The sequence below is a fragment of the Microbacterium invictum genome (genome assembly GCF_014197265.1).
Taxonomy (GTDB): Bacteria; Actinomycetota; Actinomycetes; order Actinomycetales; family Microbacteriaceae; genus Microbacterium; species Microbacterium invictum.
On the sequence record NZ_JACIFH010000001.1, the window covers coordinates 1,529,729 to 1,545,419 of the forward strand.

A 15,691-nucleotide genomic window follows, 5' to 3' on the forward strand; every position below is an offset into this window, starting at 1 on the left:
GCATCGCACGATTCTCGGCGCCGTCGCGGCTGTGTCGAAGGAGGACGCATGACCCGATTCCTGGTCGTCCCGCAGTGGCAAGGCTCGCCGGCCGCGCGCGCGATGCTGCTCGCAGCCGGCGCCGAGGCGATCGCCGGCGACCTGCCGCGCTCGTCGTGCACCCGCATCGACGTGCCCGTCGAGGCCGGCGAGTCGCTCGGCACCGGCATCCGGCGGTACAGCACGCTCACCCGGGTGCGCGACCGCGTCCTCGACGCACTCGACGGCAACCACGAACCGGTCCTCATCGTCGGCGGCGACTGCGGTGTCGCCGTGCCCGGCATCGCACATGCGGCCACGCGCGACCCGGCCGTGGCCGTGCTCTGGTTCGATGCGCACGCCGACCTCCACTCGGTCGACACGTCCCCGTCGGGAGCGTTCGCGGGCATGGCGCTGCGGGCGGTGTTCGGCGACGGCGAACTGTCCATCGGTGGCGCCGTCTCCTCCGATCGCGTGATCCTCGCCGGCGCGCGCGAGTTCGACGACGCCGAGGCGGCTCTCATCGACGCGGTCGGGTTGCGCGTGATCCCGGTCGAGGGCGTCGCCGACCCCGAGAACCTCGCGGCGGCGGTCGTCGCCACCGGCGCGACCTCGGTCTACATCCACGTCGATCTGGATGTGCTCGACCCGGCGGTCATGACCGGTGTCGGGCTGCCGACACCGTTCGGTCTGCAGCCGGAGCAGCTGACCGCGGCGATCACCGCCGTCCGCGCCCGGCTCCCACTGGGCGGCAGCTCCATCACGGGGTTCGCCCCCGCGTCGCCGATGGCGGCGGTGGACGATATGGGAACCATCCTGCGCGTGGTCGGGGCGCTCGCATGACCCGCGCCCCGGCGCCCGGCTGGCGCGACCGCGCCGAGCGCGCGGTGGCGCGCGGCGAGCGCTGGGACCGGCTGATCCCGGGCGCCCTGCTCGATTCGCCGATCAGCCGGGTGGGGCTGTGGTGGGGAACCGCCGTCGGATGGACGTGGGGTGCGCTGTGGTCCACCGGCACTGTCGAGCGCAGCCACGGGCTGTGGGTGTTCCGAGGCATGCCGTCATGGGCATATCGTCGCGGCGGGGTATGCGTCGGGCGGTGCTATCTGACCGGCGACGGCACGCCCAGCGAGGCCGTGCTGCGTCATGAGGCTGTGCACGCGCAGCAATGGCGGCGCTACGGGTTCCTCATGCCGGTGCTGTATCTGCTCGCCGGATTCGATCCGATGACGAACCGGTTCGAGATCATGGCCGGCCTCGAAGACGGCGGCTACGTCCGTCGCGGGGCCCGCTGAGCAGTCGCGCTCGGACCGAGGCAGGCTCCGCTCAGCGAACGACGGCGAGGCCGAACTGTGCCGGCGTCGCGATCGCCGCGCCGTCGAGCTGCAAGTCGGCGGTGAGGTGATCGAAGATGTCGGCCGTGCCGAGATAGCCGCCGAGCAGGTGGATGCGCGTCTGGTCGTCCTCGCAGCACAGCATCTCGTCGGCCCAGGCGTTGACGGCCCGCGCGAGTGCCTGGCCGGGGGCGCAGGAGCGACCCGTGCCGGGTGCGCCACTGCGGCGCGAACGGTCGAGCCATGTGACGATCATGCGCGCGGGCACGGCGATCTCGCCGATCCACCCGGCGTCGGGGACCTCGATGAACACGCGCCCCGTGGAGCACATCGGCAGCGTGGCGATGAGCGCCTGAAGCTCGGCCAGTGAGTGCTCATCGGCGGTGATCAGCTGCTGCACGCGCGTGTGCTTGCTCGCCCGGCAGGCGGTGGCGTTGTGCGCGACGTAGGAGGTCATGATCCCTTCACTATACCCGAATGAAGGGTTGCCTAACCTTGGTGCGCGGGAATCCCCTCGATCAGCACGCGGCGCAGCTCCTGGATCTCTTCGTCGGCGAGCCCGTTCGCCCGCAGGAACTCGACCGGAGCCCCGTACTGCGTGCGCAGTTCGTCGAGCATGCCCTGCATGGCCGGCGCGGGCGAGCGGGTCGCGAGATCCTCGAGATGGCGGGCATGCGGGTGCAACCGCCGCAGGTAGGTCAGCACGCTCTCGTTGCGCCACGCGGGCAGCAGCTGCTCGGTGCGCGCGTAGTCGGCGACCACGGCATCCTCATCCACTCCTGCCGCCACGAGAGTGAGGGCGATGGTCACGCCGGTGCGGTCCTTGCCGACGGTGCAGTGGACGAGCACGGGCTGGTCGGCCAGCACCGCGCGGACGACATCGACGATCCCCGCCGACGACCCCTCGATCAGGGCACGGTACATCTCGGACAGGGACAGGTCGTCTTCGAAGAAGGATGCCGCCGACCCCACGAACAGCGGAATCCTGACGGTCTCGTGCCCGAGGTCCTCGAGTCGTGTGGGCTCGAGGGCGATCTCGGCGTCTTCACGCAGATCTACGATGCGCCGCAGGCCCAGCGCCCGCAGCGACTCACGGCCACCGGCATCCACCCGGGTCAGATTGCCCGAGCGGAACAGCACACCCGACCGGGTGCGTGCGGCACCGGCGGCCAGTCCCCCGGTGTCCCGGAAGTTGAGGGCCCCGGCGATGGACAGCGGGTCCGTCATGAGCCCGCGGCCGACGCCCGCTCTCCCCGGCGCGGCGGCACCGGGTACTTGCCGGCGACGGTGATGCGGTTGAACGCGTTGATCGACACGAGCAGCCAGCTGAGGGCGACGTACTCCTGCTCGGTGAGGATGCCGCCGACGTGGTCGTACACGTCATCGGGGACACCGGACTCGTGGATGTACACGTAGCTCTCGGCCAGTTCCAGCGCCGCACGCTCGCGAGCCGTGAACACGCCGGACTCGCGCCACACCGCGATCTGGGCGATCTCGTCGGCGGTCAGCCCCGCCGTCACGCCCCGATCGGCATGGATGCGCACGCAGTACGCGCAGCCGTTGAGCTGCGAGGAGTGGATGAGCGCGATCTCCTTGAGCCGGTCGTCGATGCCCGCTTCTGCCGCGATCGTCCCCACCGTCTTCGAGAAGGTCTCCAGTGCGTCGTAGGCCGGACGGGCCGAGCGGGACAGATGGACGCGACGTTCAGAGGCCATGTGCTCACCTTATCCGCGCGGTCCGGAAGAACGAGAGACGTGCTCGCCGACCGTTATGATGACGCCCGGTGACCGCGGCACCGCCGCGCGGACTCTAGGCTGTAACGCGCACCCGAGTTCGCAGGACCGCATTCCACAGCAACGATGCTCCTGCGCTTGCGAAAGGACCCCCCGCCACATGATTCGCCGATCGCCCCTGTCTCGCCGGGCCTCGTTGGCCGCCGCAGCCGTACTCGCCGCGGGCGCCCTGCTGCTCACCGCCTGCGCCGGGAACGCCGAGCCGGGTCCGACGAGCACCGAGGTGACCGCCGACCCCAGCGCATCGGTCGCGATCCGCCTGGTGCTCGAACCGGGCAACCTCGACGTGCGGGAGACCGCGGGCGCCGCGCTCGACCAGATCCTGATCGACAACATCTACCAGGGGCTCGTCTCGCGCACCGCCGAGCAGGAGATCGTGCCGGCTCTCGCGACCGACTACGAGGTCTCCCCCGACGGGCTGACCTACACGTTCACGCTGCGCGAGGGCGTGACCTTCCACGATGGGCAGGAGCTCACCCCCCAGGACGTCGTCTGGTCGCTGACCCAGGTCAAGCAGAATCCGGCGTACCGCGACTCGGCACGCCTGGCGAACGTCCAGGCGATCGCCGCCGAGGGGCAGACGATCACGCTGACGCTCAGCGCCCCCGACTCGACGCTGCTGTGGAGCCTGACCGGCCGGGCCGGCCTCATCCTCAAAGAAGGTGACACGATCGACCGCAAGACCGATGCCAACGGCACCGGTCCGTTCGTGTTCAGCGACTGGAAACAGGGCGACAGCATCACCTTCGAACGCAACGAGGACTATTGGGGCGAGAAGGCCCAGGTCGCCGAGGTCGTGTTCAGCTACATCCCGAACACGCAGGCCGCGATCAACGGGGCGCTGGCCGGCGAACTCGACGTGCTCACGGGCTTCGACGCCAACCTGACCGACCAGCTCGAGGCGAACGGCGACTTCGCCGTCGTCGTCGGGCCGTCCACGGACAAGGGCACGCTGGCGATGAACTCGACCCGGCCGCCGCTCGACGACGTGCGCGTCCGTCAGGCGATCCGTCAGGCGATCGACAAGGATGCCATCGTCGAGGCCCTCGGTGCCGGCCGGACCCAGTTCGGCCCGATCCCCTCGCTCGACCCCGGGTACGAAGACCTGTCCGACGTGGCGCCGTTCGACCCCGACGCCGCGAAGGCGCTGCTGGCCGAGGCCGGCGAGGAGGACCTCGACCTCACCCTCACGATCCCCGCCAGCTACGGGACGACGGTGACCCAGATCCTCGTGTCGAACCTCAACGACGTGGGCATCAGCCTCAACGTCACCACCGTAGAGTTCGGCGCGTGGCTCAACGACGTCTACATCAACCAGGACTACGAGCTGAGCTTCGTGCTCCACACCGAGGCACGCGACTTCGAGAACTGGGCGAACCCGGACTACTACTTCACGTACGACAACCCCGAGGTGCAGCGCCTGTACGCCGAGTCGGTGGCGTCGACAGATGAAGCCGAAGCCGAAGCGCTGCTGGCCGAGGCCGCGCGCATCGTGTCGGAGGATATGGCCGCCGACTGGCTCTACAACGGCGCTTCGGTGGTCGGGGTCGGCACGCACATCACCGGCATGCCGTCGACCAACGTGAACGAGCGGCTGAACCTCGCCGAACTGGTCGAAGGCAGCCAGTGAGCGACCGGATCGTCCGACGCCGTCACCGGACACGACAGACGGCCTGAGAACCGCGCGTGATCCGCTATGCGCTGAACCGGGTCGCCCTGCTGATCGTGGGGCTCCTGGTGGCCAGCGCACTCATCTTCCTCACCCTCCGGGTTCTCCCGGGCGACATCGCCCAGCTGATCGCCGGCACGAACTCGACACCCGAGCAGGTCGCGGCCATCAGCGATCGCCTGGGGCTCGACCGACCGCTGCCGGTGCAGTACATCGAGTGGATCGGCGGCCTCCTGCGGGGTGACCTCGGCGCCTCGCTGCTGACCGGCACGCCGGTGATCGACGAACTGGTGCAGAAGGCGCAGGTCACCGTTCCGCTGGGCCTCATGGCGATGGCCGTCGCCCTCGTGATCGCGTTGCCCTTCGGCGTGCTGGCAGCGGTGCGCCGCGGACGCGCGGACGGCACTGCGCTGAGCGTCGGCGCCCAGACCCTCGCCGCCGTGCCGGTGGTCTGGGCGGGCATGATGCTCGTGGTCGTCTTCGCGGTGTGGCTCGGCTGGCTGCCCGCGCAGGGCTTCCCGCGCGGCGGGTGGGACGACCCGGCGCGCGCATTCCAGTCGCTGCTGCTGCCCGCCCTCACCATCGGCATCGTCGAGGGCGCCATGCTCATGCGGTTCGTGCGATCGGCGACACTGCAGGCCGTCGGGCAGGACTACGTCCGCACCGCGGCGGCGAAGGGACTCACCCGCAACCGCGCGCTCGTCCGCCACGGCCTGCCGGCCGTGGGCCTGTCCATCATCACCGTGCTGGGCCTCCAGGTCGCCGGCATCATCGTCGGCGCGGTGGTCATCGAGGAGCTGTTCACCCTGCCGGGAATCGGCCGCATGCTCGTCGCCGACGTCGGCAACCGCGACCTCATCAAGGTGCAGAGCGAGCTGCTCGTGCTCACCGGCATGGTCCTGATCATCGGCTTCCTCGTCGACCTGTTCCACCGGGTCGTCGACCCCCGGCAGCGGGAGGCGGAATGACGCACCGACTCGCATGGCTGCGCCGCCTGTGGTCGTCGACCACGGGGCGGTTCGGTCTGATCATCGTGCTGACGGTGGGCGCCGTGGCGCTGGTCTCGGTGTTCTGGCTGCCGTTCGATCCGCGCCAGGTCGACATCTCCGCGCGCTGGCTGGGGCCGAGCTGGCCGCATCTGATGGGCACCGACGGCTCGGGGCGCGACATCCTCAGCCTCATCATGGCCGGCGCCCGCACCACGGTCTGGGTGGCGCTGGGCGCGGGCGTGATCGCCACGATCATCGGCATCCTGCTCGCCGCGCTCGGCGCCCTCACCGCCCGCTGGATGCGCGAATCGATCGCCGTCCTGGTCGACATCCTCATCGCATTCCCGGTACTCATCATCGCCATGATGATCTCCGCCGTGGCGGGCGGATCGCTGTGGGTCGTGATCCTCTCGGTCGGCATCGGCTTCGGCGTGAACGTCGCCCGTGTCACCCGGCCAGAGCTCCGCCGCGTGCTGCACAGCGACTTCGTCGTCGCGGGCCGGGCCTCGGGCCTCACGTCGTGGCAGAACCTGTGGCGGCACCTGTTCCCCAACGTGGCGCCGGTGTTCATCGTGCAGCTGTCGTGGGGCATGGCGGTCGCCGTGCTCGCCGAGGCGGGGCTGAGCTTCCTCGGCTTCGGCGCACCCGTCACCGAACCGTCGTGGGGCGTCCTGCTGAGCGAGCTGCAGGCCTACATCACCGTGCATCCGGTGTCGGTGATCTGGCCGGGCCTGGCGATCACCCTCACCGTGCTGGGCCTGAACCTGCTCGGCGACGCGCTGCGCGAGGCCACCGACCCGACCCTGTCGCGACGGCGCAGCGAGGCCGAGGCCCACGTGCCGGAGGTGGTCGCATGACCCTCGAAGTGCGCGACCTCGCCATCGAGATCGGCGGGCGCCGGGTCGTCGACGGCGTCTCGTTCGATGTGGCGGACGCCGCCCGTGTGGGACTCATCGGCGAGTCCGGCTCGGGAAAGTCGCTCACGGCGCTGGCGCTGCTCGGCCTGCTGCCCGAGGATGCCACGGCCCACGGCAGCATTCGCTGGAACGGCCAGGAGCTGATCGGGCTGCCTGACCGCGAACTGGCGGAGCTCCGCGGCGACGAGATCGGCATCGTGTTCCAGGAGCCGCGCACCGCGCTCAACCCGATCCGCACGGTCGGCAACCAGATCGGCGAGTCGCTGCGCATCCACGAGGGCATCGGCCGCCGCGCGGCGCGCGACCGTGCTGTCGCGGAAGCCGCCCGGGTGCACCTGCCCGCCCCCGAGCAGATCGTCCGCCGCTACCCGCATCAGCTGTCGGGCGGACAGCGGCAGCGTGTCGCGATCGCGATGGCCCTCGCCTGCCGTCCCCGGTTGCTGATCGCCGACGAGCCGACCACGGCCCTCGACGTGACGATCCAGGCCGACATCCTCGACCTGCTGCGCGCGCTCGTGGCCGACGACGGCATGTCGCTCGTGTTCATCACGCACGACCTGGCCGTGCTGTCGCAGGTCGCCACTCATGCCGTGGTGCTCGAAGAGGGCCGCGTGGTCGAGCAGGGGCCGATCTCGACGCTGCTGACCGCGCCGTCCTCTCCCGTCACGCAGGGACTGCTGCGCGATGCCACCGCGACCCTGTGGCGCCCGGGGGGTGCCCGATGAGCGATCCCGGCACTCCTCTCATCCGCGGCCGCGGCCTGACCCGGCGGTTCCGCGCGCCGAGCACCCGGCTCGCCGAGCCGCGTCGCCACACGGTCGCCCTGGACGACGCCGACATCGACGTGCGCGAAGGGTCGTCGGTCGGCATCATCGGCGAATCGGGGTCGGGCAAGTCCACGCTGATCCGGCTGCTGCTGGGCTTGGACACCCCGAGCGCGGGCACCGTCGAGGTCGAGGGCCGCCCGGTCGACGCGACGGCGGGCGCCCGGTCGCTGCACTGGCTGCGAGGGGCCACCGGCATCGTGTTCCAAGACCCCTACGCCTCGCTCGACCCGCGGATGAGCATCGGCCGCATCATCGCCGAGCCGCTGTGGGCGCTGGGTATCGAGGGCGACCGTCGCGCGCGGGTGCGCGAGGTCCTCACGAGTGTCGGACTCGAGCCCGAGATGGCCGGCCGCTTCCCTCACGAATTCTCCGGGGGGCAGCGACAGCGCATCGCGCTCGCCCGCGCGATCGTGCACCGCCCACGGGTGCTGGTCGGCGACGAGCCGCTGTCGGCCCTGGATGTGACCGTGCGGGCGCAGATCCTCCAACTGCTGCGCGAGCTGCGGGAGACCGAGCGGATGACGCTGGTGCTCGTCTCCCACGACATCGGCATCGTGCAGAACCTGTGCGATGAGGTCATCGTCATGAAGGACGGCCGGATCGTCGAGGAGGGCCCCACCGAGAAGGTGCTGCTGGAGCCTCAGGTCGCCTACACGCGCCGCCTGCTGGCATCCATCCCCGTCATCGATCCGCGCGGACACGATGTCACCGGCGGGCACTAGCCTGACCGCTATGCGCGCGATCATCCCCGAGTACCTGCTGGCCCGCCTCGCCGTCGCCCAGCAGCCGCATCTCGCCCGTGCCGCCGAGGCCGCTCGCAAGACGCTGGCCGCTCCACGCGACTATCGTCCGGACCGCGCGCGGTTCGAACTGTCGGTCGACGGCGACGCGCTGGTGGTCGAGGCCTCGCCCGCCCCCGACCGCGTCATCTCCGACGCGCACAACCGCGAGACGCTGCCCGGTGTGCGGGTGCGCGGCGAAGACGATCCGCCCACCGGCGACGTCTCGGCCGACGAGGCGTTCGACGGGCTCGGAGTGACGTTCGACTTCTTCTGGGATGCCTTCGGCCGCCGGTCGGTCGACGCGGTGGGAGGCACCCTCGCCGCGACCGTGCACTACGGCGACCTCTACGACAACGCGTTCTGGAACGGCGAGCGCATGGTGTTCGGCGACGGCGACGGCGAGGTCTTCGCCGGGTTCACGGGGTCGCTCACCGTCATCGCCCACGAGCTCACCCACGGCATCGTCGAGCACTCCGGCGGCCTGGTGTACCGCGGCCAGTCAGGCGCCCTCAACGAGTCCATCGCCGACGTGTTCGGCGCTCTGACCGAGCAGCATCACCTCGGGCACACCGCCGCCGAGGCGACCTGGCTCATCGGCGCGGGGATCTTCACCGACGCGGTGACCGGCGACGCGCTGCGGTCGATGAGCGCGCCGGGCACCGCCTACGACGACGACGTCCTGGGGCGCGACCCGCAGCCCGGACATATGCGGGACTACGTCGACACCGCGGCCGACAACGGCGGCGTGCACATCAACTCCGGCATCCCGAATCGTGCCTTCCACCTGACGGCGACCGCGCTCGGCGGGCACGCGTGGGAGCGCGCGGGGCGCATCTGGTACGCGACGCTGACCGGGGGGTTCCTGAACCCGTTGATCGATTTTGCGGGGTTCGCGGCGGCCACCCTGCAGGCCGCCGCGCAGGAGTACGGTGAGGACTCGGAGGAAGTCGCCGCCGTCCGGGCCGCGTGGGTCGGCGTCGGCGTGATCGATGATGACCAGGGCGCCTGAGCCGAACGAAGACCCCGCACCCGGGCCGAATCCCGGCCGCACCGCCGAGGTGGCCGTCACCGTCGTGCGCACGGGCGGCTTCGCGGGGATCGGCCGCCGGTGGCGGATCGAGGCGGATGCCGGTGACGCCCGCTTCTGGGTGCAGCTCATCGAGCGGTGCCCATGGGATCGTTGTGAAGCCGGCCCGGCAGACCCCCTCGGCGCCGACCGGTTCACCTGGGAGATCTCGGCCGCGCACGGGGCCGACGAGCACCGGGCGGAGCTCGCCGAGCAGCAGGTGCGCGGACCCTGGCGCGAGCTCATCGACGCCGTACGAGACGCCACCGCGCCGCCCGACGGCACCACCCCGGCCCCCGCCCGCCCGGGGCCGTCAGCCGCGCCGGCCGAACAGTGACTTCTTCTTCTTCTGCGGTGTGAGCGACTTCTGCAGGTAGATCGTGCCCAGCCAGCGTCCGAACTTGAACCCGACCCGGCCCATGCGCCCGACCTCGGTGAAGCCGAGCTTCTCGTGCAGCGCGACCGATCCCTCGGCGCCCTTGTCGCTGATCACCGCGACCATCTCACGGATGCCGAGCTTCTCGCACTCGGCGATGAGCGCCTCCAGCAACGCGCGCCCGAGGCCCTTTCCGGTCGCGGCCTGGCCGAGGTAGATCGAGTTCTCGACCGTGTAGCGGTATCCGGACTTGCCGGTCCAGGGGCTGACGAGACCGTAGCCGAGCACCTGCCCGGACGGTGAAACGGCGACGAGGAACGGCATGCCGATCTTCTCCAGGTGGTCGAACTTCTCCACCCATTGCCGGTGCGACCACCTCTTCTCGTCGAAGGTGACGACCGAATTGGTCACGTAGTAGTTGTAGATCTCGCGGATGTCGGGCACGTCCGAGCGCTCGGCAGGACGGATCTCGAACGAGAACGGCGTCTCGGGTGCGGGGGTACGGCGGAGGTGACGCGGCAGACGGCGACGGTCGCGGTCTTCTCCCTCGAGCATGGATTCAGCGTAATGGGCCCACGTGCCAGTCCACCGGTGCGGCACCCTGCTGCGCGAGCAGATCGTTGGCGCGCGAGAACGGTCGCGACCCGAAGAAGCCGCGGCGGGCCGACAGCGGTGAGGGGTGCGCCGACTCGATCAGGGGCGTGGTGCCCAGCAGGGGCTTCAAGCCCGCGGCATCCCTCCCCCACAGGATCGCCACCAGCGGCCGTTCGCGGGCCACGAGGGTGCCGATCGCATGATCGGTCACCTTCTCCCACCCCCATCCGCGGTGGGATGCCGGGGTCGCCGGCGCCACGGTCAGCACCCGGTTGAGCAGCATGACGCCCTGATCGCTCCAGGCCGACAGGTCGCCGTGCGCGGCGGGCGCGATGCCGAGATCGGCTTCGAGCTCCTGGTAGATGTTGCCGAGACTGCGCGGGAGAGCGCGCACATGCCGATCGACCGCGAACGACAGCCCGATGGGGTGACCCGGCGTCGGGTAGGGATCCTGGCCGACGATCAGCACCTTGACCTCGTCCATCGGACGCGAGAACGCCCTGAGCACGTGGTCACCGGCCGGAAGGTAGCTCCTGCCGGCCGCGGTCTCGGCGCGCAGCCGCTCGCCGAGCGCGGCGATGTCGGGGGCGACCGGTGCCAGCGCAGTCGCCCACTGCGGGTCGATGAGCCCCGCCTCACCGAGCTCTTCCAGGCTCCGCGCCATCGGCGTCATCCCGCGTCAGCGGTCGAGCTTCGGACGCAGGGGTCCGCGCGCGAGCAGATGCTGCGCGGACTGGGCGACCGGGCGCATCGTGATGAGGTCGAGGTTGACGTGGCCCGGCGCGTTCAGGGCATAGACGATGACGTCGGCGACGTCCTCGGCGGTGAGCGGGTTCGCCACGCCCTCGTAGACGCGTTCGGCCGCAGCCTTGTCGCCACCCAGCCGATTGAGGGTGAACTCGTCGGTGTGCACCATGCCCGGCGCGACTTCGACGACCCGGATCGGCTCGCCGTTCAGTTCGAGACGCAGCGCGCGGGCGAGCATCGACTCGGCCGCCTTGGCCGCGTTGTAGCCGGCTCCACCCGGGTAGGCGGTCTGCGCGGCCGTCGAGGTGACGTAGACGGTGTCGGCGTGGCCGCCGTCGGCGGCCGCCTCCCGCAGCAGCGGGAGCAGGGCCGCGGTCACCAGCTGCGCCGACAGGACGTTGACCTCGAACATCCACTGCCAGTCGGCGGGGTCGCCGTTCTCGACCCGCTGGGTTCCGCGCGCGCCACCGGCGACGTGGACCAGTGCGTGGACCGGCCCGGAGTCCGCCAGGTGCTGCGCGAGCGCATCGACATCGGCCTGCTGGGTGAGGTCTGCGGCGAACGACGCCGACCCGACCTCGGCATCGAGTGCGGCCAGCCGCTCACCGCGTCGCGCGACGCCGACGACGTCCCACCCGGTGGCGCGCAATGAGCGGACCACCGCCTCGCCGATCCCCGAGCTCGCACCCGTCACCACTGCACGTCTGGTCGTCATGCCCCCACGCTACCCACGCCGGCGACGGAATTCCCGCCTCACCGGGAGCGAGTCGCGCTCCGAGAAGGTTACGTAACATTTCCCACACCTTGGTTCCGCCGGTCGCGTTGCCTACCGTCTAGTGAGCGACCGCATCCGACCGTCGCAGGGAAACTCAGGGGAGTCCGATATGTCCGCACCCGAGAACTGGCGCTTCGAGACCAAGCAGATCCACACCGGCGCCGCGCCGGACCCGGTCACCAAGGCTCGCGCCACGCCGATCTACCAGACCACGTCGTACGTGTTCGACAACACCGAGCACGCCGCGAACCTGTTCGCGCTGGCCGAATTCGGCAACATCTACACCCGCATCCAGAACCCGACCCAGGACGTCGTCGAGCAGCGGGTCGCCGCGCTCGAAGGCGGCACCGGTGCGCTGCTGCTGGCCAGCGGCCAGGCAGCGTCGACGTTCTCGGTGCTCAACATCGCGCAGGCCGGCGACCACATCGTCTCGTCGAGCTCGATCTACGGCGGCACGTACAACCTGTTCAAGTACACGCTGGCCAAGCTCGGCATCGAGGTCACCTTCGTCGAGAACCAGGACGACGCCGAGGAGTGGCGTCGCGCGGTCCGTCCGAACACGAAGCTCTTCTTCGCCGAGACCATCGGCAACCCGAAGATCAACGTCCTCGACATCCGCACGGTCGCCGACATCGCGCACGAGGCGGGCGTGCCGCTGATCGTCGACAACACGATCGCGACCCCGTTCCTGATCCGCCCGATCGAGCACGGCGCCGACATCGTCCTGCACTCGGCGACCAAGTTCCTCGGCGGCCACGGCACCACCATCGGCGGCGTCATCGTCGACGGCGGCACGTTCGAGTGGTCGAAGAACGTCGACAAGTTCCCCGGCCTGACCGAGCCCGACCCCTCGTACCACGGCGCGTCGTACACGACCGCGGTCGGCGACGGCCTCGCCTACATCATCAAGGCCCGCGTGCAGCTGCTGCGCGACCTCGGCGCGGCCATCTCGCCCAACAGCGCGTGGCTGCTGATCCAGGGCATCGAGACGCTGTCGCTGCGCATCGAGCGTCACGTGCAGAACGCGCAGGAGATCGCCGAGTGGCTCGAGAACCGCGATGACATCGCCTCGGTGAACTACTCGGGCCTGCCCACGTCGCCCTGGTACGCCGCGGCGAACACCTACGCCCCGAAGGGCGTCGGCGCGGTGCTGTCGTTCGAGCTCAAGGGTGGCGTCGAGGCGGGCCGCGAATTCGTGAACTCGCTGAACCTGTTCAGCCACCTGGCGAACATCGGCGACGTGCGCTCGCTCGTGATCCACCCGGCATCCACCACGCACTCGCAGCTGACCCCCGAGCAGCAGCTCACCGCCGGCGTCACGCCGGGCCTGGTGCGCCTGTCGGTCGGTCTCGAGAACATCGACGATCTGAAGGCCGATCTGGAGCACGCCCTCGTCGCCGCGCGCCGCGTCTCGGACGCCGCCCGCGCCTGACCCCGCACACCATCCACGAGAGCACCCGGCCGCCGGAACAACGGCGGCCGGGTGCTCTGTCGTTCACGGGGTGTCCCCTGGCGCCCGGTGTGGAGGCGGCGGCGTAACACGGGGCCCGGAGTCCACCCCGACCCGGGACAATGGAGACATGGACTGGCAGACCTCCGAAGACACGGTGCCCAGCGCGCCGATCACGGAGGCCGACGCCCGGCAGTTGCTGGGGCGTCCTCCGGCCACCGGTGCCTGGCGTGACGGCGACCCGGTCGGCGAGCGCCTGTTCGCGGCATCCGGCCCCTTCCGTACCGAGGGCGGCCGTGAGCTGCCCGGCATCCGTCTCGCGTATGAGACGTGGGGCGAGCTGAACGCCGCTCGCGACAACGCGGTGCTCATCGCGCACGCGCTCACCGGCGACAGCCACGTCCGCGGGGTGGCCGGTCCTGGGCACCCGACCGATGGCTGGTGGGGCGATGTGGTCGGCCCGGGCGGTGCGATCGACACCGACCGGTGGTTCGTCGTCGCGCCGAACATGCTGGGTGGATGCCAGGGCTCGACCGGCCCGTCCTCCATCGCGCCCGACGGCTACGAGTGGGCCGCGCGCTTCCCGTATCTGACCATCCGCGACCAGGTGGCCGCGCAGGTGCGCCTGGCCGACGCGCTCGGCATCGACGCGTGGGCCGGGGTCGTGGGCGGATCGATGGGCGGCATGCACGCGCTGGAGTGGGGCGTGACCCACCCCGAGCGCGTGCGGCGGCTTGCCGTGCTGTCGGCCCCGCCGGTGACGACGGCCGACCAGATCGCGCACAACTCGCTGCAGCTGGCGACGATCCAGATGGACCCGAGGTTCCACGGCGGCGAGTACTACGACGCCGGTGACGGCGACGGCCCGCACCGTGGCCTGTCGATCGCGCGGCGCGCGGCGATGCTCAGCTACCGCAGCGACACCGAGCTGAACCAGCGGTTCAGCCGCACGTGGCAGTCCGGCAAGAGTCCGCTCGGGCACGGCGGCCGGTTCGCCGTCGAGAGCTACCTCGACTTCCACGGCAACAAGTTCACCCGCCGCTTCGACGCCAACTCGTACATCACCCTCGTCGAGGCCATGAACTCGCACGACATCGGACGCGACCGCGGCGGTGTCGAAGACGCCCTGGCGCGCGTCACCGCCCGCACGCTGATCGTCGGGGTCGACAGCGACCGCCTGTTCCCGCTCGACGGCCAGCAGCGCATCGCCCGCGGCATCGGCTCTACGATCGACGACGGCGCGGCGGTGCTGGCCAGCGACTTCGGCCACGACGGCTTCCTCATCGAGAAGGCCGCCGTCGGCGCGCACCTGCGGCGCCTGTTCGCAGACTGACTCAGTCGCGGGTGTAGACCCAGGGCAGCCCCGAGATGTCGAGGCGGTGCCGGGAACCGGATGCCGGGTCTGCGGCATCGACGTCGTATTCGGCGTCGTCCGGCCACAGCAGCAGCGGTCCGTCCGGCCCCTGACGGGCGAGGGTCTCGAATTGCTGCACCCCCGACAGCCGCGCCACCGCGAAGATGTCGTCGACGTCACCGTGCGCGGCGAGGTCGTGCAGCGTCACCCACGTCGGCGGGTAGAGCGTCACGTCGCCGCGACCGTGGCGCTCGAGGGCCTCGGCGGGGCGCACCCAGTCGCTGGCGACCGCTTCGTCCGCGGCGAGAGTGAGAGCGCCGCCGGGATCGCGTGCGACGAAGAACCAGGTGCGGATGCGGAGCGTGACGGTCGGCGGCGGGTTCCAGCGGCTGAGGGTCTGCATCGCCTCGCCGAGGAGCACGAGGCCGGTCTCCTCCTGCGTCTCGCGGACGCCGGCGGTCCGCGCGACGTCCTCCTCGGTGTCGCCGGTATCGCCGGGCTCGGTCTTGCCGCCGGGGAAGACCCACGCGCCGGCGAAGCTGCCGCGGTCGGGGCGCTCGATCATGAGCACCTCCGGCCCAGCCTCGCTGTCGCGCAGGATCAGGACCGTCGCCGCGACCGGGATGTCGACGGCGCGGGCGTCACCCGCGGTGTCGATCATGTCGGCCAGCACCCGCGCGAACCGGTCCCCGGTCACGGGGCGTCTTCGATCGCCTGCTCGAGCCGTTCGATCTTCGCGTCGAGCTCGCCGGTGTAGCCCGGCCGGATATCGGCCTTGAGCACGAGGGAGACCCGCGAGCCGAACGGCCCGACGGCCTCGGTGGCCGCCTTCACGACCGCCATCACCTCGTCCCACTCCCCCTCGAGCTCGGTGAACATCGAGGTCGTGCGGTGCGGCAGGCCCGACGCGCGGACCACCTGGACGGCCGCGGCGACCGCGTCGTGCACCGAGCCGTCGGCGCGTCCGGTGCCGCTGGGGGCGACGGAGAAGGCGATGAGCATG

At 70.7% G+C, this 15,691-nt stretch carries 19 protein-coding genes; 11 read left to right on the forward strand and 8 right to left on the reverse strand.

Translation table 11 applies throughout. From position 1 onward, the window contains the following. The first annotated feature begins 48 nt into the window (after nucleotides 1-48). Together BKA10_RS07440 and BKA10_RS07445 are read left to right on the forward strand one after the other, a co-directional pair. Nucleotides 49-861, forward strand: a complete 813-nt coding sequence (locus BKA10_RS07440; RefSeq protein ID WP_183499306.1) for an arginase family protein — start codon at nucleotides 49-51, stop codon at nucleotides 859-861. Continuing rightward, nucleotides 858-1,310, forward strand: a complete 453-nt coding sequence (locus tag BKA10_RS07445) for a Fe-S oxidoreductase (RefSeq protein ID WP_183499307.1) — start codon at nucleotides 858-860, stop codon at nucleotides 1,308-1,310. Before BKA10_RS07440 ends, BKA10_RS07445 begins: the two co-directional genes overlap by 4 nt. Nucleotides 1,311-1,341: 31 nt before the next feature. On the opposite strand, the gene BKA10_RS07450 is transcribed toward BKA10_RS07445, so the two are convergent. Genes BKA10_RS07450 through BKA10_RS07460 form a run of 3 tightly spaced genes read right to left on the reverse strand, consistent with a single transcriptional unit; the run spans nucleotide 1,342 to nucleotide 3,064 of the window. Continuing rightward, complete coding sequence (locus tag BKA10_RS07450; protein WP_183499308.1) at nucleotides 1,342-1,806, reverse strand: SIP domain-containing protein; 465 nt, start codon at nucleotides 1,804-1,806, stop codon at nucleotides 1,342-1,344. A 32-nt stretch (nucleotides 1,807-1,838) separates the two neighbouring features. Then, a complete protein-coding gene (locus tag BKA10_RS07455; protein ID WP_183499309.1) occupies nucleotides 1,839-2,576 on the reverse strand; it encodes a tyrosine-protein phosphatase in 738 nt (245 codons plus the stop codon). Continuing rightward, complete coding sequence (locus BKA10_RS07460) at nucleotides 2,573-3,064, reverse strand: carboxymuconolactone decarboxylase family protein (RefSeq protein ID WP_183499310.1); 492 nt, start codon at nucleotides 3,062-3,064, stop codon at nucleotides 2,573-2,575. The genes BKA10_RS07455 and BKA10_RS07460 overlap by 4 nt, the downstream gene beginning before the upstream one ends. Before the next feature lie 178 nt (nucleotides 3,065-3,242). Here BKA10_RS07460 and BKA10_RS07465 point away from each other — a divergent pair, with 178 nt between their 5' ends. From BKA10_RS07465 to BKA10_RS07495, 7 genes are read left to right on the forward strand one after another with little or no spacing between them, the layout of a single operon-like run. After that, nucleotides 3,243-4,772 carry an ABC transporter substrate-binding protein gene (locus tag BKA10_RS07465; protein WP_241739897.1) on the forward strand — a complete coding sequence of 510 codons (1,530 nt, stop codon included), beginning with the start codon at nucleotides 3,243-3,245 and terminating at the stop codon, nucleotides 4,770-4,772. A 56-nt stretch (nucleotides 4,773-4,828) separates the two neighbouring features. Further along, complete coding sequence (locus BKA10_RS07470) at nucleotides 4,829-5,779, forward strand: ABC transporter permease subunit (protein ID WP_183499311.1); 951 nt, start codon at nucleotides 4,829-4,831, stop codon at nucleotides 5,777-5,779. After that, nucleotides 5,776-6,657: an ABC transporter permease gene (locus BKA10_RS07475; protein WP_183499312.1), complete on the forward strand. Its 882-nt coding sequence runs from the start codon at nucleotides 5,776-5,778 to the stop codon at nucleotides 6,655-6,657. The genes BKA10_RS07470 and BKA10_RS07475 overlap by 4 nt, the downstream gene beginning before the upstream one ends. Continuing rightward, on the forward strand, nucleotides 6,654-7,442 hold the full coding sequence (locus tag BKA10_RS07480) for an ATP-binding cassette domain-containing protein (RefSeq protein ID WP_183499313.1): 789 nt from the start codon (nucleotides 6,654-6,656) through the stop codon (nucleotides 7,440-7,442). Before BKA10_RS07475 ends, BKA10_RS07480 begins: the two co-directional genes overlap by 4 nt. Beyond that, the gene (locus BKA10_RS07485) at nucleotides 7,439-8,266 is read left to right on the forward strand and encodes an ABC transporter ATP-binding protein (RefSeq protein ID WP_183499314.1); all 828 of its coding nucleotides are present in this window, start codon (nucleotides 7,439-7,441) and stop codon (nucleotides 8,264-8,266) included. The genes BKA10_RS07480 and BKA10_RS07485 overlap by 4 nt, the downstream gene beginning before the upstream one ends. A 10-nt stretch (nucleotides 8,267-8,276) precedes the next feature. Continuing rightward, nucleotides 8,277-9,335 carry a M4 family metallopeptidase gene (locus BKA10_RS07490; RefSeq protein ID WP_183499315.1) on the forward strand — a complete coding sequence of 353 codons (1,059 nt, stop codon included), beginning with the start codon at nucleotides 8,277-8,279 and terminating at the stop codon, nucleotides 9,333-9,335. Next, nucleotides 9,319-9,729: a protealysin inhibitor emfourin gene (locus tag BKA10_RS07495; protein WP_183499316.1), complete on the forward strand. Its 411-nt coding sequence runs from the start codon at nucleotides 9,319-9,321 to the stop codon at nucleotides 9,727-9,729. The genes BKA10_RS07490 and BKA10_RS07495 overlap by 17 nt, the downstream gene beginning before the upstream one ends. On the opposite strand, the gene BKA10_RS07500 is transcribed toward BKA10_RS07495, so the two are convergent. From BKA10_RS07500 to BKA10_RS07510, 3 genes are read right to left on the reverse strand one after another with little or no spacing between them, the layout of a single operon-like run. Then, on the reverse strand, nucleotides 9,706-10,323 hold the full coding sequence (locus BKA10_RS07500) for a GNAT family N-acetyltransferase (RefSeq protein ID WP_183499317.1): 618 nt from the start codon (nucleotides 10,321-10,323) through the stop codon (nucleotides 9,706-9,708). The two genes, BKA10_RS07495 and BKA10_RS07500, sit on opposite strands and share 24 nt — an antisense overlap. Before the next feature lie 4 nt (nucleotides 10,324-10,327). Next, nucleotides 10,328-11,026 carry a uracil-DNA glycosylase gene (locus tag BKA10_RS07505; protein WP_183499318.1) on the reverse strand — a complete coding sequence of 233 codons (699 nt, stop codon included), beginning with the start codon at nucleotides 11,024-11,026 and terminating at the stop codon, nucleotides 10,328-10,330. A gap of 15 nt (nucleotides 11,027-11,041) precedes the next feature. Further along, nucleotides 11,042-11,824, reverse strand: coding sequence for an SDR family oxidoreductase (locus tag BKA10_RS07510; protein ID WP_183499319.1), 783 nt, complete (start codon nucleotides 11,822-11,824; stop codon nucleotides 11,042-11,044). A gap of 169 nt (nucleotides 11,825-11,993) precedes the next feature. On the opposite strand from BKA10_RS07510, the gene BKA10_RS07515 reads away from it, so the two are divergent. Together BKA10_RS07515 and metX are read left to right on the forward strand one after the other, a co-directional pair. Next, a complete protein-coding gene (locus BKA10_RS07515; protein WP_183499320.1) occupies nucleotides 11,994-13,316 on the forward strand; it encodes a bifunctional o-acetylhomoserine/o-acetylserine sulfhydrylase in 1,323 nt (440 codons plus the stop codon). Between the two features lie 148 nt (nucleotides 13,317-13,464). Next, a complete protein-coding gene (gene metX, locus BKA10_RS07520; protein WP_183499321.1) occupies nucleotides 13,465-14,667 on the forward strand; it encodes a homoserine O-acetyltransferase MetX in 1,203 nt (400 codons plus the stop codon). Between the two features lies 1 nt (nucleotide 14,668). Here metX and BKA10_RS07525 read toward each other — a convergent pair whose 3' ends face one another. After that, nucleotides 14,669-15,385: an NUDIX domain-containing protein gene (locus BKA10_RS07525; RefSeq protein WP_248198882.1), complete on the reverse strand. Its 717-nt coding sequence runs from the start codon at nucleotides 15,383-15,385 to the stop codon at nucleotides 14,669-14,671. Further along, nucleotides 15,382-15,690: a thiamine-binding protein gene (locus BKA10_RS07530; RefSeq protein ID WP_183499322.1), complete on the reverse strand. Its 309-nt coding sequence runs from the start codon at nucleotides 15,688-15,690 to the stop codon at nucleotides 15,382-15,384. The genes BKA10_RS07525 and BKA10_RS07530 overlap by 4 nt, the downstream gene beginning before the upstream one ends. Nucleotide 15,691: the final 1 nt, after the last annotated feature.

Excerpts from the sequence above, each read along its gene's own strand:
- BKA10_RS07440 (WP_183499306.1), top strand. The coding sequence starts at position 49 with ATGACCCGATTCCTGGTCGTCCCGCAGTGGCAAGGCTCGCCGGCCGCG.
- BKA10_RS07445 (WP_183499307.1), top strand. The coding sequence starts at position 858 with ATGACCCGCGCCCCGGCGCCCGGCTGGCGCGACCGCGCCGAGCGCGCG.
- BKA10_RS07450 (WP_183499308.1), bottom strand. The coding sequence starts at position 1,806 with ATGACCTCCTACGTCGCGCACAACGCCACCGCCTGCCGGGCGAGCAAG.
- BKA10_RS07455 (WP_183499309.1), bottom strand. The coding sequence starts at position 2,576 with ATGACGGACCCGCTGTCCATCGCCGGGGCCCTCAACTTCCGGGACACC.
- BKA10_RS07460 (WP_183499310.1), bottom strand. The coding sequence starts at position 3,064 with ATGGCCTCTGAACGTCGCGTCCATCTGTCCCGCTCGGCCCGTCCGGCC.
- BKA10_RS07465 (WP_241739897.1), top strand. The coding sequence starts at position 3,243 with ATGATTCGCCGATCGCCCCTGTCTCGCCGGGCCTCGTTGGCCGCCGCA.
- BKA10_RS07475 (WP_183499312.1), top strand. The coding sequence starts at position 5,776 with ATGACGCACCGACTCGCATGGCTGCGCCGCCTGTGGTCGTCGACCACG.
- BKA10_RS07480 (WP_183499313.1), top strand. The coding sequence starts at position 6,654 with ATGACCCTCGAAGTGCGCGACCTCGCCATCGAGATCGGCGGGCGCCGG.
- BKA10_RS07485 (WP_183499314.1), top strand. The coding sequence starts at position 7,439 with ATGAGCGATCCCGGCACTCCTCTCATCCGCGGCCGCGGCCTGACCCGG.
- BKA10_RS07490 (WP_183499315.1), top strand. The coding sequence starts at position 8,277 with ATGCGCGCGATCATCCCCGAGTACCTGCTGGCCCGCCTCGCCGTCGCC.
- BKA10_RS07495 (WP_183499316.1), top strand. The coding sequence starts at position 9,319 with ATGACCAGGGCGCCTGAGCCGAACGAAGACCCCGCACCCGGGCCGAAT.
- BKA10_RS07500 (WP_183499317.1), bottom strand. The coding sequence starts at position 10,323 with ATGCTCGAGGGAGAAGACCGCGACCGTCGCCGTCTGCCGCGTCACCTC.
- BKA10_RS07505 (WP_183499318.1), bottom strand. The coding sequence starts at position 11,026 with ATGGCGCGGAGCCTGGAAGAGCTCGGTGAGGCGGGGCTCATCGACCCG.
- BKA10_RS07510 (WP_183499319.1), bottom strand. The coding sequence starts at position 11,824 with ATGACGACCAGACGTGCAGTGGTGACGGGTGCGAGCTCGGGGATCGGC.
- BKA10_RS07515 (WP_183499320.1), top strand. The coding sequence starts at position 11,994 with ATGTCCGCACCCGAGAACTGGCGCTTCGAGACCAAGCAGATCCACACC.
- metX (WP_183499321.1), top strand. The coding sequence starts at position 13,465 with ATGGACTGGCAGACCTCCGAAGACACGGTGCCCAGCGCGCCGATCACG.
- BKA10_RS07530 (WP_183499322.1), bottom strand. The coding sequence starts at position 15,690 with ATGCTCATCGCCTTCTCCGTCGCCCCCAGCGGCACCGGACGCGCCGAC.